23 protein-coding genes, 1 tRNA gene, 1 pseudogene and 1 riboswitch are annotated in these 25165 nt (G+C 50.5%); of the genes and pseudogenes, 11 read left to right on the top strand and 14 right to left on the bottom strand.

Annotated features, from left to right (window positions below; translation table 11 throughout):
• Positions 1–45: 45 nt before the first annotated feature.
• The 6 genes and pseudogenes from RFF05_RS03385 to RFF05_RS03360 form a co-directional block, all read right to left on the bottom strand.
• Positions 46–792 carry a class D sortase gene (locus RFF05_RS03385; protein ID WP_409969021.1) on the bottom strand — a complete coding sequence of 249 codons (747 nt, stop codon included), beginning with the start codon at positions 790–792 and terminating at the stop codon, positions 46–48.
• Positions 789–1658, bottom strand: a complete 870-nt coding sequence (locus tag RFF05_RS03380) for a hypothetical protein (protein ID WP_409969020.1) — start codon at positions 1656–1658, stop codon at positions 789–791. Before RFF05_RS03380 ends, RFF05_RS03385 begins: the two co-directional genes overlap by 4 nt.
• 38 nt (positions 1659–1696) lie before the next feature.
• On the bottom strand, positions 1697–2065 hold the full coding sequence (locus tag RFF05_RS03375; RefSeq protein ID WP_409970067.1) for a toprim domain-containing protein: 369 nt from the start codon (positions 2063–2065) through the stop codon (positions 1697–1699).
• 21 nt (positions 2066–2086) lie between these two features.
• Positions 2087–2200, bottom strand: a pseudogene (locus tag RFF05_RS03370) (DUF3991 domain-containing protein); the annotation flags it as partial.
• 503 nt (positions 2201–2703) lie between these two features.
• Complete coding sequence (locus RFF05_RS03365; RefSeq protein ID WP_409969019.1) at positions 2704–3027, bottom strand: 4-oxalocrotonate tautomerase; 324 nt, start codon at positions 3025–3027, stop codon at positions 2704–2706.
• A gap of 400 nt (positions 3028–3427) precedes the next feature.
• A tRNA-Ala gene (locus RFF05_RS03360) sits at positions 3428–3503 on the bottom strand.
• Between the two features lie 158 nt (positions 3504–3661).
• Here RFF05_RS03360 and RFF05_RS03355 point away from each other — a divergent pair.
• Complete coding sequence (locus tag RFF05_RS03355) at positions 3662–4081, top strand: Mini-ribonuclease 3 (RefSeq protein ID WP_409969018.1); 420 nt, start codon at positions 3662–3664, stop codon at positions 4079–4081.
• 3 nt (positions 4082–4084) lie between these two features.
• A complete protein-coding gene (locus RFF05_RS03350; RefSeq protein ID WP_409969017.1) occupies positions 4085–5836 on the top strand; it encodes an NFACT family protein in 1752 nt (583 codons plus the stop codon).
• Positions 5837–6035: 199 nt separating this feature from the next.
• Here the strand turns inward: RFF05_RS03350 and RFF05_RS03345 are convergent, their stop codons facing one another.
• Entirely contained in the window at positions 6036–7406 is a 1371-nt protein-coding gene (locus tag RFF05_RS03345) for a sodium-dependent transporter (RefSeq protein WP_409969016.1), read from the bottom strand.
• Between the two features lie 257 nt (positions 7407–7663).
• Here RFF05_RS03345 and RFF05_RS03340 point away from each other — a divergent pair, with 257 nt between their 5' ends.
• Positions 7664–9250, top strand: coding sequence for a peptide chain release factor 3 (locus tag RFF05_RS03340; RefSeq protein ID WP_409969015.1), 1587 nt, complete (start codon positions 7664–7666; stop codon positions 9248–9250).
• 186 nt (positions 9251–9436) lie between these two features.
• On the opposite strand, the gene RFF05_RS03335 is transcribed toward RFF05_RS03340, so the two are convergent.
• Together RFF05_RS03335 and glpK are read right to left on the bottom strand one after the other, a co-directional pair.
• Entirely contained in the window at positions 9437–9808 is a 372-nt protein-coding gene (locus RFF05_RS03335) for a zinc ribbon domain-containing protein (RefSeq protein ID WP_409969014.1), read from the bottom strand.
• Positions 9809–9914: 106 nt separating this feature from the next.
• A complete protein-coding gene (gene glpK / locus RFF05_RS03330; protein WP_409969013.1) occupies positions 9915–11420 on the bottom strand; it encodes a glycerol kinase GlpK in 1506 nt (501 codons plus the stop codon).
• 101 nt (positions 11421–11521) lie between these two features.
• Here glpK and RFF05_RS03325 point away from each other — a divergent pair, with 101 nt between their 5' ends.
• Positions 11522–12094 carry a uracil-DNA glycosylase gene (locus RFF05_RS03325; protein WP_409969012.1) on the top strand — a complete coding sequence of 191 codons (573 nt, stop codon included), beginning with the start codon at positions 11522–11524 and terminating at the stop codon, positions 12092–12094.
• 314 nt (positions 12095–12408) lie between these two features.
• On the opposite strand, the gene RFF05_RS03320 is transcribed toward RFF05_RS03325, so the two are convergent.
• Entirely contained in the window at positions 12409–13779 is a 1371-nt protein-coding gene (locus RFF05_RS03320) for a D-alanyl-D-alanine carboxypeptidase family protein (protein WP_409969011.1), read from the bottom strand.
• 146 nt (positions 13780–13925) lie between these two features.
• Between RFF05_RS03320 and RFF05_RS03315 the strand changes: the two genes are divergently transcribed.
• On the top strand, positions 13926–14324 hold the full coding sequence (locus RFF05_RS03315) for a ComEA family DNA-binding protein (protein ID WP_409969010.1): 399 nt from the start codon (positions 13926–13928) through the stop codon (positions 14322–14324).
• A 95-nt stretch (positions 14325–14419) separates the two neighbouring features.
• Here RFF05_RS03315 and RFF05_RS03310 read toward each other — a convergent pair whose 3' ends face one another.
• A complete protein-coding gene (locus RFF05_RS03310) occupies positions 14420–14935 on the bottom strand; it encodes a spore maturation protein (RefSeq protein WP_409969009.1) in 516 nt (171 codons plus the stop codon).
• 4 nt (positions 14936–14939) lie between these two features.
• A complete protein-coding gene (locus tag RFF05_RS03305) occupies positions 14940–15524 on the bottom strand; it encodes a nucleoside recognition domain-containing protein (RefSeq protein WP_409969008.1) in 585 nt (194 codons plus the stop codon).
• 230 nt (positions 15525–15754) lie between these two features.
• Between RFF05_RS03305 and RFF05_RS03300 the strand changes: the two genes are divergently transcribed.
• On the top strand, positions 15755–16000 hold the full coding sequence (locus RFF05_RS03300) for an AbrB/MazE/SpoVT family DNA-binding domain-containing protein (protein WP_409969007.1): 246 nt from the start codon (positions 15755–15757) through the stop codon (positions 15998–16000).
• 68 nt (positions 16001–16068) lie between these two features.
• On the opposite strand, the gene RFF05_RS03295 is transcribed toward RFF05_RS03300, so the two are convergent.
• Positions 16069–16587, bottom strand: a complete 519-nt coding sequence (locus RFF05_RS03295; RefSeq protein ID WP_409969006.1) for an SLOG family protein — start codon at positions 16585–16587, stop codon at positions 16069–16071.
• A 125-nt stretch (positions 16588–16712) separates the two neighbouring features.
• Positions 16713–16856: riboswitch (FMN riboswitch) on the top strand.
• Positions 16857–16951: 95 nt separating this feature from the next.
• On the opposite strand from RFF05_RS03295, the gene RFF05_RS03290 reads away from it, so the two are divergent.
• From RFF05_RS03290 to RFF05_RS03270, 5 genes are all read left to right on the top strand, one after another.
• Complete coding sequence (locus RFF05_RS03290; protein ID WP_409969005.1) at positions 16952–17644, top strand: ECF transporter S component; 693 nt, start codon at positions 16952–16954, stop codon at positions 17642–17644.
• A gap of 287 nt (positions 17645–17931) precedes the next feature.
• Complete coding sequence (locus tag RFF05_RS03285) at positions 17932–19149, top strand: DNA polymerase thumb domain-containing protein (RefSeq protein ID WP_409969004.1); 1218 nt, start codon at positions 17932–17934, stop codon at positions 19147–19149.
• Positions 19146–19733: a 5-formyltetrahydrofolate cyclo-ligase gene (locus RFF05_RS03280; protein WP_409969003.1), complete on the top strand. Its 588-nt coding sequence runs from the start codon at positions 19146–19148 to the stop codon at positions 19731–19733. The genes RFF05_RS03285 and RFF05_RS03280 overlap by 4 nt, the downstream gene beginning before the upstream one ends.
• Before the next feature lie 992 nt (positions 19734–20725).
• Entirely contained in the window at positions 20726–21973 is a 1248-nt protein-coding gene (gene glyA, locus RFF05_RS03275) for a serine hydroxymethyltransferase (protein WP_409969002.1), read from the top strand.
• Between the two features lie 179 nt (positions 21974–22152).
• Positions 22153–23115 carry an NAD(P)-dependent oxidoreductase gene (locus RFF05_RS03270; protein WP_409969001.1) on the top strand — a complete coding sequence of 321 codons (963 nt, stop codon included), beginning with the start codon at positions 22153–22155 and terminating at the stop codon, positions 23113–23115.
• A 40-nt stretch (positions 23116–23155) separates the two neighbouring features.
• Here the strand turns inward: RFF05_RS03270 and RFF05_RS03265 are convergent, their stop codons facing one another.
• Positions 23156–25048: an LTA synthase family protein gene (locus tag RFF05_RS03265; RefSeq protein ID WP_409969000.1), complete on the bottom strand. Its 1893-nt coding sequence runs from the start codon at positions 25046–25048 to the stop codon at positions 23156–23158.
• Positions 25049–25165: the final 117 nt, after the last annotated feature.

The following is a 25165-nucleotide window of genomic DNA, read 5'->3' as shown; positions in this document are numbered from 1 at the left end:
ATCACCACTATGGACAAATTTGTGGCGATAGAATTGGGCAGAAAGCTACACCTCCACAGCCGTCACTACCCAGCGGTACTCTGATTCATCCATCACGCAAGTGACCAATGTAATCTGGTTGCCACTGGTGGCGGACAGCATAGACGTGTCGGTCTCCAACACTTTGCTCACACTGGTGACGGTGTAGGTGCGGCTGCCCATGGCGGTTTCTAAGGTGATGGTATTGCCTGTGGTCAGGGTGTGAATCAGCCCAAAATGATTGGTGACACCACGGTTGTGTCCTGCCAGACAGACGTTACCGCTCCAGATGGAGGTTGTCTCAAAGTGCCCTGCGCCCAAGGCGAGGGAGTCGCTATCGGTGCCCTCATAAATGGGAACACTCAGCCCGATGGAGGGAATGGTGAGGGTGCCCAGACTGCCGTTGGCGTAGTACATCCAACTGCTGACAGAGGTGAACACTGGCGAGGTGCTAGTGCTATAAGTGGTAGAGGCATAGGTAGTGGTGCTGACCGCCGTTCCGCTGACGGTGCTGGACACGCCCCAAGTGGCGGCGTAGGGATTGAGGAGGGTGCCCACTGTGGCAGATGCCGTGTAACCCATGTTGGGCGGCACCACCGCAGTGTCCTTGCTCAAATTTTGGTTGTTGCTCTCGGTGACGTAGATGGTGTCATCCGAGGTGGCTCTGGCGAAGTCCGCTTGGTCCGCACCAGAGATGGTCATGTCGTAGGCGCTGGCTGGCAGCACCAAAAGTGCAGACAGCATCAGCGCCGTGAGTAATGCTTTCAGTTTCATGTAGTCCCCCTTTTTCGTTTGATGAGAAGGTACACACCGTAACCTAGAATGAGAACCGTCGCCCCACCGCCTACGATGTAGAGGATGGTATTGGAGCTGTCATTTTCACTGGCTACGATTTCTGGGAGTTCCATCACTTCTTCAGCGGTCACAGAGCCACCGAACATGGCGGTATATTCAACAATATCCACATCGGTTTTCGCCACCTCACCAGTGTAGCTGGCAGTGACGGTATAACCTGTGGCGTACTGGTAGGTGGAGGTGCCTGTATAGGTTGCTGTGGCGGTATATCGGGTGACGGTGCCGCCAATGCCATCGCTCTGCAAACTCTCCTCCCACTGAATATCAGCGAGGTCAAGAGTTCTGCCGTCCTCCTCCACAGTCTTGGGGATAAGGCTCAAATCGCTGTCCGAAAGGTTGGGGTAGGTGCGTGTGGCGCTGTGGTCACGGCTCCCAGTGGCATAGCCATCGGTGGTGACTTTCATACTCGTTTCATCGAGAAAAAGAGTACCAATGTAACCTTCGTTGGTTGTTACATCCAGAGTGGGCGATAGTTGCGTGAGAACGGTGTCGGTGTTATTGGTGGAACTAGCTTGTGTCACCGATTCGGTGTGTTGGATAACGTCCACGCCCACGGTGTCAGTGCGTGTCACATCTAGCAGAGTGTAGGTCAAACCATTGCGCTCAAAGTCATCGGTGGGAATGAGGGCAGGGTCATCGGTGCGAGATAGCTGATAGGTTTTGTGGATGCGGTACTCCTCGCCCACAGTGAACTCCTCCACTGATGTGGGGTAGAGGGCATTGGTGGCAAAGGCTGTGGTCGCCAGCATAGTGGCAACACAGAGGGTGATTGCGAGTCTTTTCATTCGACATTTCTCCTTATAAATATTGTACTGTGATTTGGTTATCGCCCCCTTTCTTGGGGCTTATGTTGTTTTTGGAGCCACTCGTTCCAATCCTTTCCTTGGGCTGGCTCTTGGATGTCCACGGTGTAGCCCAGCCCCTCATATTTGGCAGTCAGTTCAACCACAGCCTTTCGCCCCCAGTAGTCGGCATCGAGGCAGAGGGTGATGTGACAGATGTGGGGATGTTCCTTGAGGTATCGTTCCAACGCCCCATCGTATAGTCCGCACAGGGCAAGGGCGTTGCTAGTGATATGGCGATTCAGCGTCAGATAGGACATGAGGTCGATGGGGGCTTCAAAGACAAAAAGAGTGGGGTTGTCTGGGGCGCTACCCAGTGGAAATGCTACGGTTTTGTCACTGCCACTCACATCTCCTCGAAAGGCTTTTTTGCCCATATCGTAGGTGCCACGTTGAGTAGCAAAGGCTGGTTCGCCTGATCCATCTCGACCAACAAACACACAGTTGTGGTGGGGGTGACTCTCGTAGAGCAGTCCCCCTTCCAAAAATCCACGGATGACTTGGGGGCGATCCCTCGCTTGCGAAGGTAGGCGAACACCCTGCGGTGGTCGGTGTTTCTTTCTGGCAGGATGAACGGTGGCGGTGGCTCTTTGGATGGCACGTTGGGGCTTACACGGGGCGACAGGGGGCTATCTCTCGCATGACCGTTGAACCCAAGCAGATAACGGACGGCATCGGGGAAGGTCATGTTTTGAAAGTGTTGCAGGAAGGTGATGGCGTCGCCACCCACACCCTCGGAGTATCGTTTCCATGTCCTGCGATTTTTAATGCGAATGCTATCCATCTCGGCAAGGGTGTGGTACCGTCCGATGGGTTTGACGTGGTAGCCAAGGCTGGCGATAAGGTCTGGGAGGTCGGTGTCTTTGGCGATGGTCATTTCCTGCTCGGTGAATTTGTCGTGCATGAAAGTTCTCCTTGAAATGAAAAAAGCCACGGCTGACAGTCCAAGTTGTTGGAGTGTCAGCCGTGGCTTATAGAGGTTATGTGTTTAAGCGGTGGGTTCTGCAGTAGGGTCAGCTAGTGCGGTTTCGATGAGCCCCAGCACAAAGTCTCGCTGGGTCAGCTTCTTGCCGGTGCGTGCGGTCTCCAGTTCGAGGTGGGATTTGATCTTCTGGAATAACTCCTCGCTAATTTGAAATGCCATCGTTCTTGTGTTTGCCACGTTGTTTCCTCCATTTTCTTTTTGTGTGTAGTAGTCGGTGAGTATCTGGGTGATGTACTGGGCGGTGGTGAGGCCGCTGGCCTCTCGGTTCTGGCTGACCAGATCGTGTAGCTCTTGAGGGATGGCGGCGCAGAGGTTCTTAGTTTGCATTGTATTTTCCTCCTCATTTTCTGATTCGCAACGCAAGTATAAGCCTAAAGTCTATGGAAAGCTATTCACTAGAACCACCAAAGAAGCAGTATAAAGTTCGTGAAGAACCAACTAAGCGAAAAAAGCCCTAGATTCTCGGTAAAAACCGAAAATCTAGGGCTTTTTCAAGGTATTATTATGGTTGTTGAGGCGAAAGGGATGCAAAAGAGGGGTTCGACTCCCACCAACTACGTCTTTTGCCTGTTTGCATCCATTTTCACGTTAAATTTTTTTCACGAGAGACAGGCGATTTCGTCTGAACTTTTTCGATGTATTTATCGCCATTTTCCTTGTTAAAATGCGAAAACACCACACTTTCGTGTGGTGTTTTCTGTGGCACATCTTTTTTGGCCACTAAGTCTGGTGGAGATTAGCGGGATCGAACCGCTGACCTCTACACTGCCAGTGTAGCGCTCTCCCAGCTGAGCTAAACCCCCACATATTGCGCTGTATCTTTTGTGAGATACAGCAATATATAGTTTACTGTATGTTGGCAGGTTTGTCAATAGTTTTTTTAAATTTTTATGAAAAAACTGGCGTGGCATTGGTTTCTGTGGTACAATAGGAAAAAAGACGCCCCATAAAAGGAGAAATTATGGAAAATCACTTCCACCCCCAAATGACATTAGACCAAATCCGCACTATCAGTGCCATCGGCCTTGCCCATATCGGCGACGGTGTGTTTGAATTATTAGTGCGTACCCATTTGTGCAAGCAGGGCAAGGCCACTGGCAAAGGCCTGCACCGCGCCACCATCAAATTGGTGTGCGCAGAAGCCCAATCTGCTCACGCTAAAAAGATTTTGCCACTGCTTACTGATGAGGAGTTGGCGGTGTACAAACGTGGACGCAATGCCCAAGTCCACTCTGTGCCCAGCCATGCCAGCCGTGCCGATTATGCTGCCGCCACAGCACTGGAATCTCTGTTTGGTTGGCTGTATTTACAGGGGCACCAAGAACGGGTCAACACTCTGTTTGATGCCATTATGAGCCCTGTTGAAACAGAGGAGGTGTAACCCATGGCACTTGACGCCCTGACCCTCCATGCCATTGTGGAAGAATTGCGCCCACAGCTCATTGGCAGTCGCATCGAAAAGGTGCAACAGCCTAGCCGTGACCAAATTTTGTTAACCCTCCGTGGCAATCGCAAATTATTGCTCAATGCCAGTCCCCAAGCGCCACGGTTGCAACTAACCTCCATTTCCCGAGAAAACCCAGCCGAACCACCTATGTTTTGTATGCTACTGCGCAAGCATTTTGCCAGCGCACGGATTGCCGATATTCGTCAGCCTAGCTTAGAGCGGTTGGTGGAACTTGAATTGGATATCGTGGACGAGCTGGGCAATGGGAGCACACGGACGCTGATTTTAGAAGCCCTTGGTCGCCGTGCCAACTTGATTCTCGTTGACCAAAATGGACGGATTGTAGAGTCTATCCGCCGTGTGGAAGGGGACATCACTGCCCATCGCCAAGTATTACCGGGACTGTTTTATCACCACCCAACGCAGGCGGAAAAAACCATGCCACAAGAAGCCACCCCAGAGCATTTTCACACTTTGTTGACCAATTCTGTCCCAGAAACCAAGGTGGCGCAAGTGTTTTTAGATGGGTATTTTGGCCTGTCGCCCATGATGGCAAGGGAGTTGGTGCACCAAGGATGTGGTGACATAGACCTGCGGTGCAATCAAGTGGATGGGGCGGTGAAAACCGCTTTGTTTGCCCAGATTGTACAGTTGCAAGACCGCTTGGAAACAGGGGATTTTGTGCCTACTATGCTGAGCCGTGAGGGCAAGCCCTTTGAGGTGGCATACTGCCCTGTGGGGCAGTATGGGGACTATTTAACCCAGACCACCTATCCTACTTTTGCTGATTTATTGGACGCGTTTTACCAAACCCAAGAGCACGCCGACCGTATTCGCCAACAAGGCGCCGATTTGATGCGCACTGTGACAAAAGCCATTGAACGGTTGCGAAAAAAGCTGTTATTGCAAGAAAAAGAGTATGAAACCACCTTGAATCGTGAACATTTGCGTGTGCAAGGGGAACTGCTCACCGCCAATCTTTATCGGATGGAGCGTGGGGGAAGCAAGGTGACGGTGGACAATTATTACGATGATTGCAAGCCCATTACCATTGACCTTGACCCGCGGAAAAGCCCTCAAGACAACGCCGCTGGCTACTTCAAACGTTATACAAAAGCCAAGACGGCGCAATCTCATTTGGAAGTACTGATGACCAAGGGGGCAGAGGAACTTACGTATTTGGAAAGTGTGCTACAGGCATTGCAACAGGCGGAAAGTCGTCAAGATTTTACCGATATTCGCCAAGAATTGCAAGACGGTGGCTATGTGCGCCGCAATCCCAAGGAGAAAAAGCAGATGCGCCGTGCCCAGACTGGCCCCCGTGTGTTCCAAACCAGTGGGGGGCATCGTGTGCTGGTGGGACGGAACAACCGCCAAAATGACCAGCTGACCCTGAAAGATGCGGACCACCGTGACATTTGGCTCCATACCCAGAAAATCCATGGCTCCCACGTCATTCTCTCCACCAATGGTGGGGACGTGACCCAAGAGGAAATTGTGGAAGCCGCCAAGCTGGCCGCCTATTACTCTCAAGCCAAGGACAGCGCCAATGTGCCGGTTGACTATACGCCAGTGAAGTTTGTGAAAAAGCCCTCTGGCGGTCGCCCTGGTATGGTGATTTACACCACCTATCAAACGGTGAACGTGAAGCCAGAGGAGTATCTGGTGAAGGCCATGGAAGTGAAATAAACAGCGAAAAGAGGCTGTGACACAATTGTAAAATTGCACAACAACTCTAGAAAAACGTAGGGAATGGTCTTGACCATTCCGCTCCCCATGGCAGGATTTGTCTGGGAAAGCGGAACGGTCAAGACCGTTCCCTACGCTCGTATTGTTAGAGTTCACAAAGAGACTTGCTTTGTGTCACAGTCCCTTTTATTACGGAATTTTAACTAAAGAACAAAGATTTATAGCCCATGATGAACACATAGAGCACCAAAATGGGGATGATATAGGTCATGTAGAACCGCAGAGCCTTGGGGAATTTCATGCCTTTGCCTTGGTCGGCTTCGGCGATAAAATTCTCCCAGCCCCAGCCGTAGCGAGATGTGCAAAACAGTAGGTAAATCACAGAGCCAATGGGGAGCAAGTTAAAGGAGACAAAGAAGTCTTCCAAATCCAGCACAGCGGTGCCATCGCCCAGAGGTTCAAAGCCAGACCAGATGTTGTAGCCCAATACGCAGGGTACAGCCAAAATCAGCAGGGCAATCAAGTTGATGGTGACAGACTTTTTCCGATCCCAGCCAAAGCCGTCCATACAGCAGGAGATGATGTTTTCAAACACACCGATGACGGTGGACATGGCGGCAAAGGACATGAACACGAAGAACAAAGTGCCCCACAATTGACCTGCAGGCATGGCGTTGAACACGTTGGGTAGGGTGATAAACAGCAATTGAGGGCCAGAATCGGGAGACACACCGAAGGCGAAGCAAGCAGGGAAGATGATCAAACCTGCGGTGAAGGCCACGAAGGTGTCAAGCAAGGTGACGGAGATGGCTTCGCTAGTCAAGCTGCGGTCTTTGTCGATGTAGCTGCCGAAAATGGCCATAGAACCGATGCCCAAAGACAGAGTGAAGAAGGCTTGCCCCATGGCGGCGAACACCACTTCATTGATAGAAACGGTTTCAAAAATAGCCCAGTTTGGGACTAAGTAGAAGGCCAAGCCCTCAGCCGCACCGTCTAAGGTGATAGAGCGGATGGCCAGAATCACCAGTAGAGCCAACAGACACAGCATCATAGGCTTGGTGATTTTTTCCACGCCGTTTTGCACGCCACCAAGGCACACAGCCATGCCCAACACTGTGGCGATGACCATGGCGACACCCATCATCACAGGGTCGCCCAGCATCCCGACGAAATCCCCAGCAATGGCGTCAGCGCTCAAGCCGTTGAGTTGACCAGAGGCGGTTTTCCACAGGTAAATCAGCATCCAGCCAGCCACTGTGGTGTAAAACATCATCAGCAGGTAGTTACCAGCCATGCCGAACATACTGTACCAGTGCCACTTAGAATCCTTGGGCTCTAAATCGTGGAAGGAACGGGCAATGCTTTTTCGGCTGGCACGACCCACGGCAAATTCCATGACCATAATGGGCAGACCCAGTGCAAACAGGAAAAACAGATAAATCAAAACGAAGGTGGCACCGCCGTAAGCCCCTACAATATAAGGGAACTTCCAAACGTTGCCCAAGCCGATGGCGCACCCAGCGGCAATGAGGATAAAGCCCAATCGTGAGCCAAACTTTTCTCTTTCCATACTTCTCTCCTTACATAAAACACGGCAACCTTGCGCAACAGCAACGGTGTAAAGCTAAACTCTTTACATCGTTGCTAACGCAATGCTGACTTACAGTGTAACGTGATTGGAGAGATTTGTCAATAAAAATGTGAAGGATATATTAAATAGGTGTAATTCCATCTTGTCAATGGGAATTTCTCGTGGTATACTATTACGGATTGAATAAAACCCATGAAAGGAGCGTATGGAGCCAGTTGTGCTCCATACCACATCATATGTCCACTCTCATTGATGAAATTCACCGCCGTCGGACGTTCGCCATTATCTCTCACCCTGACGCTGGTAAAACCACCCTCACCGAAAAATTCCTTTTATACGGTGGCGCCATTGCCCAAGCTGGGCAGGTCAAGGGCAAAAAAGCCAAAGCTGCCACCTCTGACTGGATGGAAATTGAAAAGCAACGTGGCATTTCCGTCACCTCCTCTGTGATGCAGTTCCAACACAGTGGCTTTTGCATCAATATCCTCGATACGCCTGGGCACCAAGACTTCTCCGAAGATACCTATCGTACTTTGATGGCCGCTGACTCCGCCGTCATGGTCATTGACGGGAGTAAGGGCGTGGAAGCCCAAACCCGTAAGCTATTTAAAGTCTGCGCCCTCCGTGGTATCCCCATTTTCACCTTCATCAACAAGATGGACAGAGACTCCCGTGACCCATTGGAGCTGTGCGAAGAAGTGGAACGTGAGCTGGGCATCGACACCTATGCCATGAACTGGCCCATCGGCTGTGGTAAGGAATTTCAAGGGGTGTATGCCCGTGATAAACAGCGGATTTTGTTCTTTGGCGACAATGGCCGTGGGAAAAAAGCCGACTCCATCGAAGTGGACTTGGACGACAGTGCCGTGGGTGATATCATCGGTCAAAAGCGGTGGGAAACCTTGCAAGAGGAAGTGGAATTGCTGGGGGCCGGTCGTGAATTTGACTTGGAAGCCGTGCAAAACGGGATGTTAAGCCCTGTGTTCTTCGGCTCTGCCTTGACCAACTTTGGCATTGAGCCTTTCTTGGAAGGCTTCTTGCAAATGACCTCTGCCCCCCTGCCTCGGGTGGCCGATTGTGGGGAAATCGATACATTTAACCCTGATTTCTCTGCATTTGTATTTAAAATCCAAGCAAACATGAACAAAGCACACCGTGACCGCATTGCCTTTATGCGTATCTGCTCTGGTAAGTTTGAGCGTGACACGGAAGTGTACCACATGCAATCTGGCAAGAAAATGCGTCTGTCTCAGCCCCAACAGATGATGGCTTCTGAACGTGAAATCATCGACGAAGCCTACGCTGGGGACATCATCGGTGTGTTCGACGCTGGCACCTTTGCCATTGGCGATACCATCACCGTACCGGGTAAAAAGTTTAAGTTTTCTGGGATTCCCACCTTTGAACCTGAACATTTTATGCGTGTCAGCCCTAAGGACACTATGAAGCGGAAACAGTTTATTAAAGGTGCGGAGCAAATTGCCCAAGAAGGCGCCATTCAAATCTTTAAAATCCCCGACACCGGCATGGAAGAAGTCATTGTGGGCGTGGTGGGTACCCTGCAATTCGATGTGTTCGAGTACCGCATGAAGGGGGAATACGGCGTGGACTTGCATATGCAGCGCCTGCCCTATGAACACCTGCGTGTGATTTCCAAAACGCCCTGCGAACCCAAGGAGTTGACCTTGTGTACTGGCGCCCAAGTGCTGGAAGACTTCCGTGGGCGCAGTCTCATCGCCTTCGGTGGCATCTGGTCTGTTGGCTTCCTCTTGAAGCACAACGAAGGCTTGGAATTGATTGAATCTGTCACCGTGCAAGGGTGATAGTGAAGTAATGGAATTGTAGGGGCGACCTGTGGTCGCCCGTGCAGTATGTGCTGACTATATACAAAATGTTGGGCGAATTCGTAACATCTTACGAATTCGCCCAACATTTTTATGCACTTTAAATGGTTTTGCGCGGGCGACCACAGGTCGCCCCTACAATGGAGGAACCATGGAATGGGAGGTTTACTCTTCCATGGGGGCGCCGCATTTGGCGCAGAATTTTCCTGTGCCTTTTTCTTGGCAAAGGGGGCAAACTAAGCCGCTTTCTGCTACAATAGGCTCTTCCGTTTTCAAGCCTTTGGAATCTTCCAAGGCTTGGATACGCATTTGGCAAGCGTTGACAGCTTCCACCATGACACGGACTTCGTCAGTCAAGTCGCCTTCATATTCTTTGACAAACCATTGGCCGATGGTCTTGTATTGCTTGTCCATTTCACGTTGTTCACCAGCGATGTCTACATTGATTTTTGCAACATCAGCTGCGTCTTTGGCTTTGGAAGCCCCTGCGTAGGCAAGATCCTTTGCCTTTTTACCAAAATCTTCAAAAAATGCCATATCTTTGTACTCCTTTTGTGATTCAGTATTAAGTGGTAAACCAAACGATACCACATCGCTTTACAATTAGTATATCGCAGACTGTTGGATTTGGCAACCATGTTTTTTAAAATTCTTCGTTTAACCAATTGCGGCTACGCGCGACAGCCCGTTGCCAGCGTTGATAGTTTTGGGCGCAGTCGGTTTTTTGAGGGGTGAATAGGTGTTGGCTCTTCCGCAGGGGGATGAGTTCCTCGGTGCTGTGCCACACACCCACTGCCAAACCTGCCAGCGCCGCCGCACCAAAGGCGGTGGTTTCCACTTGGGCAGGTCGGTCTACGGCAAAGCCCAGTAAATCGGCTTGCATCTGCATCATCACATCGCTGACGCTGGCGCCGCCGTCTACGTGAAGCACCGTCATGGCTGCAGGGCTATCTTGTTCCATGGCGCGCATCAAATCTGTCACCTGATAGGCGATGGACTCCAGTACGGCACGGGCAATGTGGGCTTTGTTAGACCCGCGGGTCAAGCCTAAAATGGTGCCACGGGCATACATATCCCAATAGGGTGCGCCAAGGCCTGTGAAGGCAGGTACCATTACAACCCCACCGCTGTCGCTGACGCTTTCGGCCAGACGGTCGCACTCTGGGGCAGAGCCGATGAGCCCCAGCTCGTCGCGAAGCCATTGAATGGTGCTACCGGCGTTGAAGACGCTCCCTTCCATGGCGTAAACAGGGCCATTGCCAATGTCCCATGCCACGCTGGTTAGCAGGCCGTTTTGAGAGGTAACGGGTTTGTCACCTAGATTCATCAAAGCAAAACAGCCTGTGCCGTAGGTGTTTTTTGCCATGCCAGCAGAGAAACAGCCTTGGCCGAACAAAGCGGCAGCTTGGTCACCAGCACTGCCGCAGATGGGGGTGCCAGCCAGACGTTCAAGGTCTTGAATATTGGGTGCCACCGTGCCATAGACCATGGCGTTGGGGCAGGGCGTGGGCAAGAGGCTCATGGGAATGTCAAGTAGTTTGCAGAGGTCTTCATCCCAGTGCAGGGTGTGAATATTAAAGAGCATGGTGCGGCTGGCATTGGCATAGTCGGTGACAAAAGATTTGCCTGCGGTCAACTGCCAAATTAGCCATGTGTCTACGGTGCCAGCGCAGAGTTCGCCACGTTCAGCTCGTTGGCGCACACCATCTACATTGTCTAAAATCCAACGGATTTTGCTGGCAGAGAAGTAGGCGTCGATGACCAAACCTGTTTTTTCTTGGATGGATTGCGCCAAGCCTTGGGCTTTTAATTCGTCGCATAGTGGCGCTGTTCGACGGCATTGCCACACGATGGCGTTGTACACAGGCTCTCCTGTCACCTTGTCCCACAAAATGGTGGTTTCTCGTTGGTTGGTGATGCCGATGCCAGCGATGGCCTTGGGGTCAATGTGAGACTGGGCGAGGGTTTGGGCAAGGGTTTGGCGTTGGGTGTCCCAAATTTCCATAGGGTCGTGTTCCACCCAACCGGGCTGGGGATAGATTTGGGTGAATGATTGTTGGGCTTTGGACACAGCCTGTGCCTTGGTGTTGAAGATGATGGTGCGAGAGGTGGTGGTGCCTTGGTCCAGGGCGATTAAATAGGTGTTCATGTGCGTCCACTCCTTCTGGTCAAATAAGAAAAGCTGTGTTATACTATACATAATATACCATGAATTTTAAAAATTTTCCAGATAAAAGTGAGGTGATTTCCATGAAAGATGAACAAGCATGGGCACAGCTTCAACAGCGATGCCAAGGTTGTGGGGCGTGTGGACTGCGGAAAGAACGGAAAAACTTGGTGTTCGGACAGGGGAATCCCTTTGCCAAGGTGTTGATGATAGTCCCAGCACCCACCGTGGCAGGCGGTAGACAATTGCTGGGTGGGGCAGAAGGTACGTTGTTTTGGGAGCTGCTGTCTTTGGGCGGCATCACCCCAGAGCAGGTGTATGTGTCGTCGGTGGTGAAATGTCCAGTGCCAAAAGGGCGCAAGGCGTTACATTTAGAGCAAAATACCTGCCTGCCATGGTTGCGTGCCCAAACGAAGTTGCTTTCGCCCAAGGTGATTGTCTGTTTAGGGCAGGAGAGCTTGTCGGTGATTATGGGAGAAGAGTTGTCTATGGCGCAGTGCCATGGGCAGTGGTTTATCCGTCGGGGTGTGGAAATGATGGGGATGTATCACCCTGAGGATTTATTGCAAGACCAAACCTTACGACCCCAAGGATTTGCTGATATAAAATCCTTAGAACAAAAAATGAAACAGCTACGAATGACAAGTAATAAGTAAGAGTGAATAGTGAAGAAATAGAGCGTGGAAACGGGTCTTCTATACAATATGGTCACCCCCACTATGTGGGGGCTGGGCGAAGCCCAGAGGGGCGTTAGCCCCAGTGACCAAGCGTGACGGCTTTTTGCACGCCCGTAAGGGCGCTCTTGTTTTTGCAAGAGCTATGGCGTAGCCATGTGCAAAAACCTATACTTTTTCACTATTCCTTTTTACCTTTTACTTGTCATTTAGTTAAAAACTAAATGACATTGGCTACGGATGCTATAAAGGAAGGACGTCAAAACAATGTTTTGACGTCCTTCCTTTATAATCGTTTATCGTTTGCGTCCGTGGTAATTGCCGTCACGGTGACGCACGCTTTTACCATAGCGATAACGGCGATGGGTGAAGAGATAGCGGATGCCCATTACCAGCAAAATCAAAGCCACAATGGCAATGCCGCCAAGCAACAGCCAGTCGGCGTCTATGAAGGCCAGCACCTCTTGTTGCCATAGTAGACGCTGAGATGCAGACACGCTGTGCCGAGCAATCAAGTCCACGGTGCCGTATTCCAAACCTTCGTAAGATAAGGTGATTTCCCCCAGAACATCCCCTTCGTAAATAGGGGCCTCCACTTCATCGTAATAGAGGGTGATTTGGCGTTCGATGGCGTTTAAATCCATGTCTTTGTGGAGCAGCACCTCAATGTTTTGGGCAGGCTCTAGGGTGACGTAGTTCATTTCCGTGGACAAGGTGACAGGTACCTCAGAGAGGACTTCGGTGGTTTCTAAGATGGTGAAAAAATCGAAGGATGCAAAGCCCCAGTCCAGCAGGGCAGATGTTTCGGTGTAACTTTGGGTTTGGTATCCACCGTCTACCGCCACACGCTCTGCCCCTAGCACCACGCTGACCACATCTAAAAACCCGTCTTCAGCTGTAGTCAGGAGACAGTAGCCAGCTTGTTCGGTGTAGCCACTTTGCAAACCATCTGCCGCTGGATAGGTGTAGCCGATGAGGCGGAATTGGGTCAGAAGTGCATTGGTGGTGTAAAGTAGGCGTTCGCTTTTGATGTTGGTGGTGGGGATGGTGGTGCTCACCGTGTCGCATAAGGTCACCAAATCTTCATGCTTCACCGCTTCTTGTGCCACCAAATACAAATCCCATGCGGTGGTGTAGTGCTCGTCGTTGTGGAGGCCAGTGGCGTTGGTATAATTGGTGCCTGTACAGCCAAGCTCTGTGGCCCGTTGGTTCATCAGTGCCACAAAATCTTCTTTACTGCCGCTGACGGTTTCTGCCAGCGCTTGGGCGGCTTCATCTGCCCCCACAATGAGCATACATTCTAATAATTCAAACACAGTGAGCACTTCACCACTGCGCAAATCCGCATAGCTAGGGGTGCCAGACAGGCCACTCATAGCGGTGGAGGAAATGATCACCTCTTGGTCAAGAGATATAGTGCCAGCGTCAATGGCTTCGAAAACCAGCAAGGCCGTCATGATTTTGGTTAGGCTGGCAGGGTATTGCTTGGAATAGGCATTTTGTGCTAACATGATGGTGTTGGTGTTTAAATCCACCAGTAAGGCCGACTGCGCCGCTACCGTGGGGATTTCCATCTCTGTGTCGCTGGCCAAAACCACAGGGGTGGCGCACAAAGATAGGCTCAATACCAAGGCTACTATCAAATGTACAAATCTATACTTCTTCATCTATTACATATCTCCAATTTATGGGGGGTATTTTCTTGTTTTTTACAATTTTATCCATTGAATACCATTTTAAGGCATGATATACTACAATATACCCTAGTATAACAGATAAAACCTTGAATTTCAACACTGAAAGAGGTGTATTTATGATTACAACTGGCGAAAAAATATTATTGGGTGCTACGGGTGTGTTTTTAAGTGGATTGTGTTTGTTTGCCATGGTTCCTGCCACGCAAGTGGTGATTTCGTCGACGGCAGAGACTGTGGTTGTGGAGACGGAGTCCCAAGAAGTGGTTACGGCGGTGTCCACCCAAGTGGAACTGACCCAAGCAGAAGTGACCCAAGAGGCGGTGCCCATCAATCTTAACACGGCTACGGTAGAAGAGTTGGATACCTTGCCCGGTGTGGGGGAAACCTTGGCGCAACGTATCATCGATTACCGCACAGAAAATGGTGACTTTGCCACTGTGGATGATATCATGATGGTTGCAGGCATTGGTGAGATGACCTTGGAGAAGTTGCGGATTTATGTAACGGTGGAATGATGGAGCCCTGTCGCACCATCCAAAAACGGACAGCCGTAAAGGCTGTCCCTACAAACAAACATTCGTAGGGACAGGGCTAGCCCCTGTCCGTTCCCTCACCCGCCAAACAGCCATCTGACGGTCAAAGCCGCCATGGCAAAGCCTGTGAAATCGGCGACCAATGCCGCTGGCACGGCATAGCGTGTTTTGGTGATGCCTGCCGCTCCAAAATACACCGCCACGGTGTAAAACGTGGTTTCGGTACTGCCTAGCATCACCGCCGCCACACGACCTATGTAGCTATCAGCTCCATAGGTGGCAATCAATTCACTGCCCACTGCCAATGCACCGCCCCCTGAGACAGGGCGGATGAGCATCAGCGCCGCCGTTTCTGGTGGGATGCCCACCACCACTAAGGCTGGAGCAAGGAGCGCTGTGAGCCAGTCTAAAGCCCCAGAGGCTTTGAACATTTCCACGGCCGTCAGCAGAGCTACCAGCGCAGGGAGAATGTGAATCAGCACCCCCAATCCTTCTTCCGCTCCGTGGGTTAAGGCACCATATACATCTACACGCCGACCCAGTCCCACCATGGCAACCCCTGCCAACAGAGAGGGAATTACCCAATCTGACATCTGCTCACCGTCCTTTCTGGCTTAACCTTGCGAATAAGCTTGCCGCTATCAGCCCTGCTATGACGGAGCACAGGGATGTGATCCATACAGCTGGTAAAATATCCATGGGGTCTGTGGCGCCGCTGGCAGTGCGGATGGCGGTGATGGTGGCTGGGAAGATTTGAATGGAGGCCGTGTTCATCACCACCAGCAAACACAGTTCGTGACTGGCAATTCCGTTGCAACCCCGCGCCATCCGCCGTGCGGCTTGGATGCCCAGTGGGGTGGCGGCATTGCCTAAGCCTAAAAAATTGGCAGAGAAGTTGCCTGTGATGGCCGCCATGGTTTCTTCGTCTTTGGAGGCCTGTGGCATGAGTCGCTTTAATAGCGGCGCAAAGAGGGTTGCCAAGCCTTTGGCGATGCCACAGGCTTTCATCACTTCCATCACCCCTGTCCAGAGGCAAATGATGCCTGCAATGGACAAACACAAGGTGATGGCGGAACCAGCACCATCCATAGCCGCAGAGGAAACCGCTGATAAATTTCCAGTGAGCGCACCAAATAATAAGGATAAAATAACCATGGTACACCAAACGATTGTCATTGCCATATTTTGGAATCTCCTTCTATTATTCACAATTTATACATCCATAGTTTGTTGAATTTTCACAATATTTCTTTAGTTTTTTCATATTTTAGGAAATTTCTGCATTGTTATCTAAATGTTCACATTTTTTTACAATTTAGTGTTGACATTGGTAAAAATAGGTGGTATTCTCCTATAACAGACATGGGAAAACCGTGTTAAATACTGTCTTTAATTTGAAAGGAAATATTACATTGAAATCTACTGGTATTGTAAGAAAAGTTGACGAATTAGGCCGCATTGTCCTGCCCATCGAAATGCGCAGAACCTTGGACATTGCCGAGAAGGATGCACTGGAAATCTATGTGGAAGGTTCCTCTGTTATTCTCAAAAAATATAAACCCAGCTGCATTTTCTGTGACAGCGCAAAAGACGTGACCGACTTTAAGGGCAAGAACGTGTGCCCCAAGTGCTTCAAGGAAATGGCCACCAGCGCCTAATCTTTATTCAGCATAAAATCCCCCCAGACCGCTTCACTCTTTGGAACGGTCTGGGGGATTTTAAGATTTTAAACCAATACGGTGGGTAAATCTACCACATCTAGGCCTTGACGCATGGCATAGAGCATGGTGTATTGGGTGCCACCGCTGCTGCCATCAAAGGCGGCGATGAGCAGAGCACTATGGTCTACCATATAGCGGTCACGGCGCTGCATACAGCCAGGGCTATAGTGCTGGGCAATGACGGTTTCAAAATCGCACGCTTGGACCAAGGCGGTATAACGCGCTTGATCATGGGTTGACCAGCGAGCCGATTGTTGGGGGCAGGGGATGGCGGCCTCTATGGTCACGTCGTCATGGCGGCTTCGCAGTGCCATCACTGCCTCGCAAAAATATAAATCACAGCCCAGCGCCATGCCACAAATAAAGTGGCGAAAACCCTGTTCATAAGCAATGTCAATGGCGTCTGCCATTCGCTGTTTCAGTCCCATACACCGTGGGTCTTGTTCATCGTGCCCCCATGACAATTTACTGGGGCGATGGCCTGTAAAGGCACAAGCAGTTTCGCGTCCTCGCAGGGTACACACCTCCTTACAATTTAGATGATTCCATTATAGAACATTCGTTCTTACTTGTAAAGGGAAAAATTGTTAAAAAAATTTCACTTGCATTTTTTGAGAAAATGGTTTATACTGACCCCAGAACAACTCAATAGTGTCTTCAGGGCGGGGTGTAATTCCCCACTGGCGGTATAGTCCGCGAACACTTGTGGTTTCCACTTGTGCCGACTCGGTGTAACTCCGAGACCAACAGTAATCAAGCTTTGGCTTGTCAGTCTGGATGGAAGAAGATTTTGTAACCAACAAGTAGTGAACACTTCTTGTTTACGTTTGCAACCTCAGAAGACCACGTTTTTGGGGATGTTACTGTAAACTAAGGAGTGTATTTTTTATGTCCAATTCTAACGCCGCAACCCTATCCCAATCCAAAACCAACACCCGTACCCTCACCACCTCTGCCATGCTGGTGGGCATCGCCTATGTGGTGATGCTGATGAGCAAGATGATTCCCAGTTTCAACGGCTTTTTAGACTTTGATTTTAAAGACGTCATCATCTGCATGGGTGGCTTCACCTATGGTCCTGCCGCCGCCGCCATCATGGCCATCGCCGTCAGTTTACTGGAGATGATCACTGTCAGCCACACCGGTTTAATCGGCCTGATTATGAACATTTTAGCCACCTGCTCTTTCTGTTGCACAGCGTCTTTCGTCTACAAGAAATTCCACACCAAAACCGGTGCCATCGTGGGCTTAGGTCTGGGTGTGGTGGCTCTCACCGCCATTATGTTGCTGTGGAACTATCTCATCACACCGCTGTACATGGCTGGCTTCTCTCGCAGTGACATTGCCGCCATGCTGGTCCCTATTTTCCTACCCTTTAACCTGTTAAAAGGTGGCATGAACATGGCTGCCACTTTGATGCTCTACAAGCCCATCATCACAGCCCTGCGCAAGGCACGCTTGGTGCCAGAGGCCGCACAGACCGCCCTCCGTTCCAATGTGAACGTGGGCTGGATGCTGTTGGGCTGCGGTGTCACCTCCACCTTGATTTTGATTGGTATGGTGGTTATGGGTATGATGTAAGGGCTTGAAAAAGGCTCTGTTGCAATACTCACATACCTTCATCAATACACAAATCCCTTGTAGGGGAGGCTATTAGCCTCCCGTGCAGAATTGACCAAAACGAACTGAAACGTCGGGCGAATTCGTAAAATGTTACGAATTCGCCTGACGTTTTGCGTGCAATTACCGCTTACTGCACGGGCGGATACTATCCGCCCCTACAAAAGAGATTAGCTTTTTATGCAGACGTCTTTTTTTACGTCTATTTTTATGGTATACTATCCCCATCACCACGAAAGGAGCCCTGTATGGAACGGATTATTTTGCACTGTGATTTGAACAGCTTTTACGCTTCTGTAGAGCTTCTTTCTCACCCGGATTTACGGGACGTGCCCATGGCGGTGTGTGGCAATCCAGCCTCTCGCCACGGGATTATCCTGGCGAAAAACGAGCCAGCCAAGGCCTTTAAAATTGCCACAGCCGAAACCATCTGGCAGGCCAAGAAAAAATGCCCCAATCTAGTCCTCTTGTCGCCCCATCACACTTTATACAAAGAATACTCCATCAAGGTCAATGCCATTTATGGGCGCTACACCGACTTGGTAGAGCCTTTTGGCATTGATGAAAGCTGGCTGGATATTACGGGCACCGCCCATCTGTTCGGGGGCAATCCCCGTGCCATTGCCGATCATATTCGCCACGCGGTGAAAGAAGAATTGGGCTTGACTGTATCGGTTGGTGTGTCATTCAACAAAATTTTTGCCAAGTTGGGCAGTGACTACAAAAAGCCTGATGCCACCACTGTCATTGACCGAGACAACTGGCAAACCATTGTCTCAGCGTTGCCTGTGGGCGACCTATTATATGTAGGCCATGCGGCGCGGAAAATTTTGGGACAGTACGGCATTGAAACCATCGGACAATTGGCACAGGCACCACTGGAAATGCTAGAAGCGGTGTTGGGGAAAATGGGGCATCAGCTCCATACGTATGCCAACGGCTTAGACGACGCCCCTGTGGTGGGGGCGGCTGACCGTGCACCCATCAAATCGGTGGGTAACGGCACCACCTTTCCTCGAAATCTCACCACCACAGCCCAAGTCCGTAGTGGGGTGGCACTGCTGTGCGATACGGTGGCAACACGATTGCGCCAATACCAGTTCTACGCTGGCGGGGTGCAGGTGACCATCCGTGACCCCCAGTTTAAAAATCGCTCTCGCCAGTGCCAGTTATCCGCTCCCACGCATTTGATGCGTGAGTTGACAGAGCAGGCTATGATGCTAATCGACACCCTGTGGTCACCGCCCCAACCATTGCGAGCCATCACCATCACCGCCATTCATCTCACCCCAGAGGGGCAAGCCTTTGAGCAGGTGAATTTATTTAGCCAAGCCGCTGCCCCCCAAAGCAAACGCAATGAAGCATTGGAGCAAACCATGGACACCATTCGCGGTAAATTTGGCACCAGTGCCATTCAATTTGGCATTACCGCCCCACACGAAAAACAGGAGGACCCATTTCCATGACCAAAAAAGACCAAAAAATCAAACTTCGCGCCATTGCCCGTTCCTTGGAGCGGAAACTGTCGGAGAACTATAAAACCAAATCCAGCCAGATGATATACCGCCATTTAACTGCCATGAGCGAATATCAAGCTGCCCAGACTGTGTTCTGCTTTGTCTCAACAGACCGTGAAGTGGACACCCACGCCCTATTGACCCATGCCCTAGCCCAAGGGAAAACCCTCTGTGTGCCACGGTGCTTGGGGGAAGGGAAGATGGCGCTCCACCAAATCACGGATGTGGCGGAATTGCAAGAGGGTACTTACGGCATTTTAGAGCCAGCAGAGACGACGCCCTTGATTGACATTGACCAAGTGGACTTTGCCATTTTGCCTTGTCTCACCTGCAACCACCAAGGCCACCGTCTGGGGCAGGGTGGTGGCTATTATGATCGCTTTTTATCCCAATATCGTGGCGGCACTGTACTCCTTTGTCGTGAACAGTTGATTCGCGATGAAATTCCACTAGAACCCCATGATTATCCCATTCCTTGGGTGCTGAGTGAAGCTGGATTATTTGAAGATGGCATCCGTGCGCCATTGGGCTGATGGGTTTGCCCCTACGGGGCGGTCACCTGCCGGTGGGGCATTCCCCCCACTCCATCGTAGGGGCGCCCATTGGGCGTCCGTTTTCCACCTCTTTGTTGTTTTTGCCCCTACGGGGCGGTCTGCTGCCGCAGGGGCGTCCTACCGGACGGGTCACCTGCCGGTGTGGCATTCTTTTTTTGTCGAAAAAAAGAACCAAAAAACGATTTTTTCACGGCGACTGCGGTCGAGTGAAAAAAGGGGCTTTTACGGGGGTCCATCGCTGGAGTGCTTTGGTCTTTTGAGCGGCACCGAGAGACCTGATTTGTCTCTGCATGACCTGTCGGGCTTCGCCCTGTAGGGGAGAGACGGTGAGATGGTGCCATTTCTTGGGCGTGCCTAGATTATGGGTATGGGTAGGTGCTGTGGCGCTGGCGCCACCACCGTCATCTATCCCCCAGCGCCACCGCACCCATCGACGTCCACAACCTTAGGCACCTCACACGCGTGGTACCATGTCATCGTACGAGTTATGTGCGGCAGCAATCAGCGTTGGCACGCGCATCCCACACGATAAGCCGAACGGGTGTGAGCCAGATGCCCCAATAGCACCGCACCCACTCATACGCACCATCCGTATAAAATGGGAGCACGTGAGACGGCTGACCACAAGTGGTCAGCCGCCACGTGCAAGATTTTTTGTTTCTTTTGTATCTCTACAAAAGAAAGCCCCTGCGGCAGCAGCCCCCACGGGAGTGAGAAAAGTCCATCAAAAGAGAATTCCCACAGGGTAAAGGATTGACCGCCCCTACAAGGGGCGGAAGTAAAGAAAGCCTGCTGCAAGCGCCCCACGGCAGAGGAATAAGTTTTCAACCAAACAATCATTCCTTATGGAACTACAAATATCTCCATAAACACAAAAGGTAGTATATCTCTTGAATTTTGGCGAATTTGCCATTGCAATCCCGTGGAAAACCGTTTACAATATAGGTAACATATATTAGGAGGCTGTACTCATGATTGAACAATCTATGGATTTTATTTCCCAAGCAGACCCCGAAGTTGGCGCTGCCATTAAAGAAGAATTTGCCCGTCAACGACGCAACATCGAATTGATTGCATCTGAAAACTTGGTAAGCGAAGCCGTTATGGTTGCCATGGGCAGTTGCTTGACCAATAAATATGCAGAAGGCTATCCTGGCAAGCGTTATTATGGCGGTTGCTACGCTGTGGATATTGCAGAAGAAATTGCCCGTAAGCGCGCTTGCGAGCTCTTTGGCGCTAAGTTTGCCAATGTGCAACCTCACTCTGGAGCCAATGCCAACTTAGCCGCTTTCATGGCGCTGGTAAAGCCCGGCGACACGGTGCTGGGCATGAGCCTTGCCCACGGTGGTCACCTGTCTCATGGTAGCCCTGTGAACATTTCTGGCAAGTATTTCAACATTGTCTCCTATGAATTGGACGCAGAAAGCGAAACCATCAACTATGATACTGTGTTGGCCATGGCCAAAGAACACCAACCTAAAATGATCATCGCTGGTGCCTCGGCCTATCCCCGTGCCATCGACTTTGCCAAATTCCGTGCCATTGCTGACGAAGTGGGTGCTTATTTGATGGTGGATATGGCGCATATTGCAGGTTTGGTTGCCGCTGGCGAACACCAAAATCCCATGGAATATGCCCATGTGGTCACGTCTACCACTCATAAAACGCTCCGTGGCCCCCGTGGCGGTTTGATTCTTTGTAACGATGAAGATATTTACAAGAAGGTGAACTCTGCTGTGTTCCCCGGTTCTCAAGGTGGCCCTTTAATGCATATCATTGCCGCCAAGGCAGTGTGCTTCGGCGAAGCATTGAAGCCTGAATTTAAAGCATACGGTCACCAAACCGTCCTCAATGCCAAGGTCTTGGCAGACGCACTGGTGAAAGAAGGCTTCCGTCTTGTCTCTGGTGGCACCGACAACCATTTGATGCTGGTGGATGTCCGCAACTTCAACATCACTGGCAAGGAAATCGAGCACCGTTTGGACGAAGTGTATATCACCGTCAACAAAAACTCCATCCCCAACGATCCTGAAAAGCCCTTTGTCACCAGTGGTATCCGTGTGGGGGTTCCTGCTGTCACCGCCCGTGGCTTTGTGGAAGAAGACATGGTGGAAATCGCTGCATTGATGGGTATGGTAGCCCGTGACTTTGAAGGCACCGCCGATGAAGTGCGTGCCCGTGTTACCGCTCTGTGCGACAAATATCCTCTGTACGTATAAGCGTTGGGATAATAACCAAATTTTAACAGGCAGTCAAAAGGTTTTTTGACTGCCTGTGCGCTTGCATTGTGGAACCAATGGTGGTAGAATAACCATGGTATTACAGTTGATTAAATTAAATTCCGTAGTTCATAGTTTTTGAATTTAACCAACTATGAAAAGAAATGGGAGATTTGACTATGAGAATGGCAGTTTATAGCGCACGGGAAGACGAAGAACCATTTTTCCATCACTTCGCGCCAGAATATGGCATGGAAATTGTGATGATTCCTACTGACCCTACCCCTGAAACGTTAGAAGCGGCGGCTGGTTGCGATTGCGTCAGCATTGTGACCAAAACCCACATCACACCCCCTATGTTAGATGCTTACAAGGCCATGGGTGTGCGATTTTTATCCACACGGACTGTGGGCTTTGAGCACATTGACGTAGACTATGCTGAGAAAATCGGCATGGGTGTGGGCAACGTGGGCTACACACCATACAGCGTGGCGGAATATGCAGTCATGATGATGATGATGGCCATGCGGCATATGAAAACCATGACTGTGCGTGCCATGGGACAAGACTATGGCTTGGATGTCATTCGTGGCCGACTCATTCATGATGCCACCGTGGGCATTGTGGGCACAGGGAAAATCGGTGCCACCGTGGCCACCATTTTGCAAGGCTTTGGATGTAAAGTGTTGGCTTATGATTTGTATCAAAATCCAGCCTTGGAAGGTATGGTAGAGTATGTCAGCATGGAAGAATTGTTGCGCCAAAGCGATATTGTGACCCTCCATGCCCCAGCCACAGCCGATAGCTTCCACATGATGAATGCCCAGACCATCGCCATGATGAAAAAAGGTGCTGTTTTGGTCAACACCGCCCGTGGGGATTTGGTGGACAGCGAAGCACTTATTACGGCGATTGAAGAGGAACATCTTGGTGGTGCGGCATTGGATTTGGTGGAAGGTGACCGTCTGATTTACTACCGTGAGAAAAAGGGGCAACAGTTGAAAAACCGCTATATGTCCATTTTAAACGGTCTGCCCAATGTGATTATGACCCCTCACATGGCCTTTTTCACCGACCATTCTGTCAGTGATATGGTGGAAAACTCCATCCGCTCCAGTGCGGAATATTTGCAAAGCAATTGAGATTAAAAAAAGAAGCAGACCGTACGGTCTGCTTCTTTTTTTAATCCATATCTTTGTATTTCAGCTTGTAATAGCTCCAGTCTCGCCATTGGTCAATCCATGCTTGGGCGTCGTCGTCCTCACCTTGGGTGAGGGTACCGTCGGTGCTGAGCACCCATTGATTTTGCACCACAGGGTATTCTCGCCGTAGTTCGCCTAAGAAGTCAAACCATGGCGAGTCATCTCCACGACCAGTCAATTCCAGAACCATAGAGCCTAAGAAACTGGCGGAAATGGTCTCTGGTACGTCCAGATTTGCCACGGTGTTGTCCCAGTCTAACAGCGTCCCAGCGGCCTCGTTGCCCCAGATTAAATAGGGTACTGTGTAGCCAGCCAAGGGGTTTTCCTGTTGGGTTTCGTCTAAGGCGTAATCCAGACCCATGGCGGTGTAACCAGAGCGGTTGTCACCAATATAAGGCAGGTGGTCACCGTAGAATACTAAAATCACAGGTTCGTCTTTGGCGGAGAAATCATCCACCAGTTTTTGGAGCATAGCGTCTGCATCTCGGATGCCTTCGATATATACCTTCAGCAAGGTTTCAATTTCTTCATCAAAAATAGCGGTGGTTTCTAGTTCGCCATAGGGGTAATCTTCGCCATATTTGTCTAAGGTGTAAGACATATGGTTTTGGATGGTGGTGTGGTAATGGAACAGAGGGGTGTCGCTATCGATGGCGCTGTTTAACTCGTCAATAATCAAATCGGCGCTATAATCGTCGGTAATCCAGCGACCTTTGTAGGTGGCGTCATCATACATAGATTCCACAAAGGTGGTATCATCGGCGCCTAGCAAATCCAATACATTTTCACGGTTATAGAACCAGCAATCGCCGGGGTGGGTGTAAGAGGTATAGTAGCCGTCATTGCCAAAAACGCTAAATAGACTGTCCACATCTCGGTTAAAAGCACGGAAGGCGGAGGTGGTGGTTGCAGACAAGGCATTGGTTTGCATCCCTGTCATCACGTCAAATTCGGTGTTGGCTGTGCCACCAGCAAACCCTGGCACCACCATGTCTCCAGAAATGACATAGGTGTCGTTTTCTAAAGCGTGGAAGTTTTTCATAGGGTCAGTTTCGTCGCTGTAGGTGAAGACAGACTGCTCGGTGATGGCAGAATAGGCCTCGTTCATGACGAAAATTACATTTACGGTCTGTCCGTTGCCAGTGCTGTCGCCTGTTTCCCAAGCGGCAGCTTCTGATTGGCTGAAGCCATCAGGCTTGTCCACGCTGTAGGTGGTGGCATGGTGGGTAAAGCAATAGGGGAAGCCCAATTCGTTGAACACAGAGGGCACATAGTAAGGATTGGAGACGGTAAACCCGTTGTACAAATCGTTGGAGGCATAGACGGTGAGGGTGAGCCCCACCAGCACTGCGGCGCTAGCCACACTGCCTAGCACACGGCGCACAAGGCTTTGCTTGAGGCTGGAGGCTGGGGTGGGCTTACAGATGCGCCCTAGCACCACAAAGGCGATAATCAGCCCAAAGACCACCACAAAGGCGGCGATGGGATAGTTGATGGCATAGGAGCTGGTGGCGGCGGAGGCCTCTTTGAGTAAGGTTAAATCTCGCAGGTAGACAGGCTCGTTGCGCACGTCCAATTTGATGCGGTTGGCAATGGAAAAGCCCCCCACCAATAAGGTGGCGATGGCCGCTCCGTCAAACACATTGTAGCATAAAAAGCCAAACACCAACACGACCAAGCCCACAGGCAAGGCGTTGAGAACGATGAGCAAAGGTTGGTCTAAAAACCCAGAAATCACACCTATAAAGCTGTTGGGTTGGCACCAAATGGACACCAAAGTGATGAGTCCGGTGAGTAAAATCGCCAGCACAAAGCTGACCCAATGGGGCAAGGTGATATGGGGAAACCGTCGTCGGGCAGTGTAGCGTGTCATAATGAATGTCCTTTCTCGTCAATGGCAAATACACAGTTAGTATATCCTATTTCTTCCGTTTATGCAAGAGGTGATTGCCGTGAAAGGGCTGTACAACGTGGCAACCACATTGTACAG

This window comes from Bengtsoniella intestinalis (assembly GCF_039719005.1).
Taxonomy (GTDB): Bacteria; Bacillota; Clostridia; order Oscillospirales; family Oscillospiraceae; genus Oscillibacter; species Oscillibacter intestinalis.
The sequence above is the reverse complement of the archived record's forward strand: the minus strand, read 5'-3'. Positions and strand labels throughout refer to the sequence as shown.

Excerpts from the sequence above, each read along its gene's own strand:
- RFF05_RS03270 (WP_409969001.1), top strand. The coding sequence starts at position 22,153 with ATGAGAATGGCAGTTTATAGCGCACGGGAAGACGAAGAACCATTTTTC.
- RFF05_RS03350 (WP_409969017.1), top strand. The coding sequence starts at position 4,085 with ATGGCACTTGACGCCCTGACCCTCCATGCCATTGTGGAAGAATTGCGC.
- RFF05_RS03385 (WP_409969021.1), bottom strand. The coding sequence starts at position 792 with ATGAAACTGAAAGCATTACTCACGGCGCTGATGCTGTCTGCACTTTTG.
- RFF05_RS03265 (WP_409969000.1), bottom strand. The coding sequence starts at position 25,048 with ATGACACGCTACACTGCCCGACGACGGTTTCCCCATATCACCTTGCCC.
- RFF05_RS03315 (WP_409969010.1), top strand. The coding sequence starts at position 13,926 with ATGATTACAACTGGCGAAAAAATATTATTGGGTGCTACGGGTGTGTTT.
- RFF05_RS03325 (WP_409969012.1), top strand. The coding sequence starts at position 11,522 with ATGAAAGATGAACAAGCATGGGCACAGCTTCAACAGCGATGCCAAGGT.
- RFF05_RS03320 (WP_409969011.1), bottom strand. The coding sequence starts at position 13,779 with ATGAAGAAGTATAGATTTGTACATTTGATAGTAGCCTTGGTATTGAGC.
- RFF05_RS03305 (WP_409969008.1), bottom strand. The coding sequence starts at position 15,524 with ATGGCAATGACAATCGTTTGGTGTACCATGGTTATTTTATCCTTATTA.
- RFF05_RS03340 (WP_409969015.1), top strand. The coding sequence starts at position 7,664 with ATGTCCACTCTCATTGATGAAATTCACCGCCGTCGGACGTTCGCCATT.
- RFF05_RS03285 (WP_409969004.1), top strand. The coding sequence starts at position 17,932 with ATGGAACGGATTATTTTGCACTGTGATTTGAACAGCTTTTACGCTTCT.
- RFF05_RS03345 (WP_409969016.1), bottom strand. The coding sequence starts at position 7,406 with ATGGAAAGAGAAAAGTTTGGCTCACGATTGGGCTTTATCCTCATTGCC.
- RFF05_RS03365 (WP_409969019.1), bottom strand. The coding sequence starts at position 3,027 with ATGCAAACTAAGAACCTCTGCGCCGCCATCCCTCAAGAGCTACACGAT.
- RFF05_RS03290 (WP_409969005.1), top strand. The coding sequence starts at position 16,952 with ATGTCCAATTCTAACGCCGCAACCCTATCCCAATCCAAAACCAACACC.
- glyA (WP_409969002.1), top strand. The coding sequence starts at position 20,726 with ATGATTGAACAATCTATGGATTTTATTTCCCAAGCAGACCCCGAAGTT.
- RFF05_RS03280 (WP_409969003.1), top strand. The coding sequence starts at position 19,146 with ATGACCAAAAAAGACCAAAAAATCAAACTTCGCGCCATTGCCCGTTCC.
- RFF05_RS03355 (WP_409969018.1), top strand. The coding sequence starts at position 3,662 with ATGGAAAATCACTTCCACCCCCAAATGACATTAGACCAAATCCGCACT.
- glpK (WP_409969013.1), bottom strand. The coding sequence starts at position 11,420 with ATGAACACCTATTTAATCGCCCTGGACCAAGGCACCACCACCTCTCGC.
- RFF05_RS03380 (WP_409969020.1), bottom strand. The coding sequence starts at position 1,658 with ATGAAAAGACTCGCAATCACCCTCTGTGTTGCCACTATGCTGGCGACC.
- RFF05_RS03335 (WP_409969014.1), bottom strand. The coding sequence starts at position 9,808 with ATGGCATTTTTTGAAGATTTTGGTAAAAAGGCAAAGGATCTTGCCTAC.
- RFF05_RS03310 (WP_409969009.1), bottom strand. The coding sequence starts at position 14,935 with ATGTCAGATTGGGTAATTCCCTCTCTGTTGGCAGGGGTTGCCATGGTG.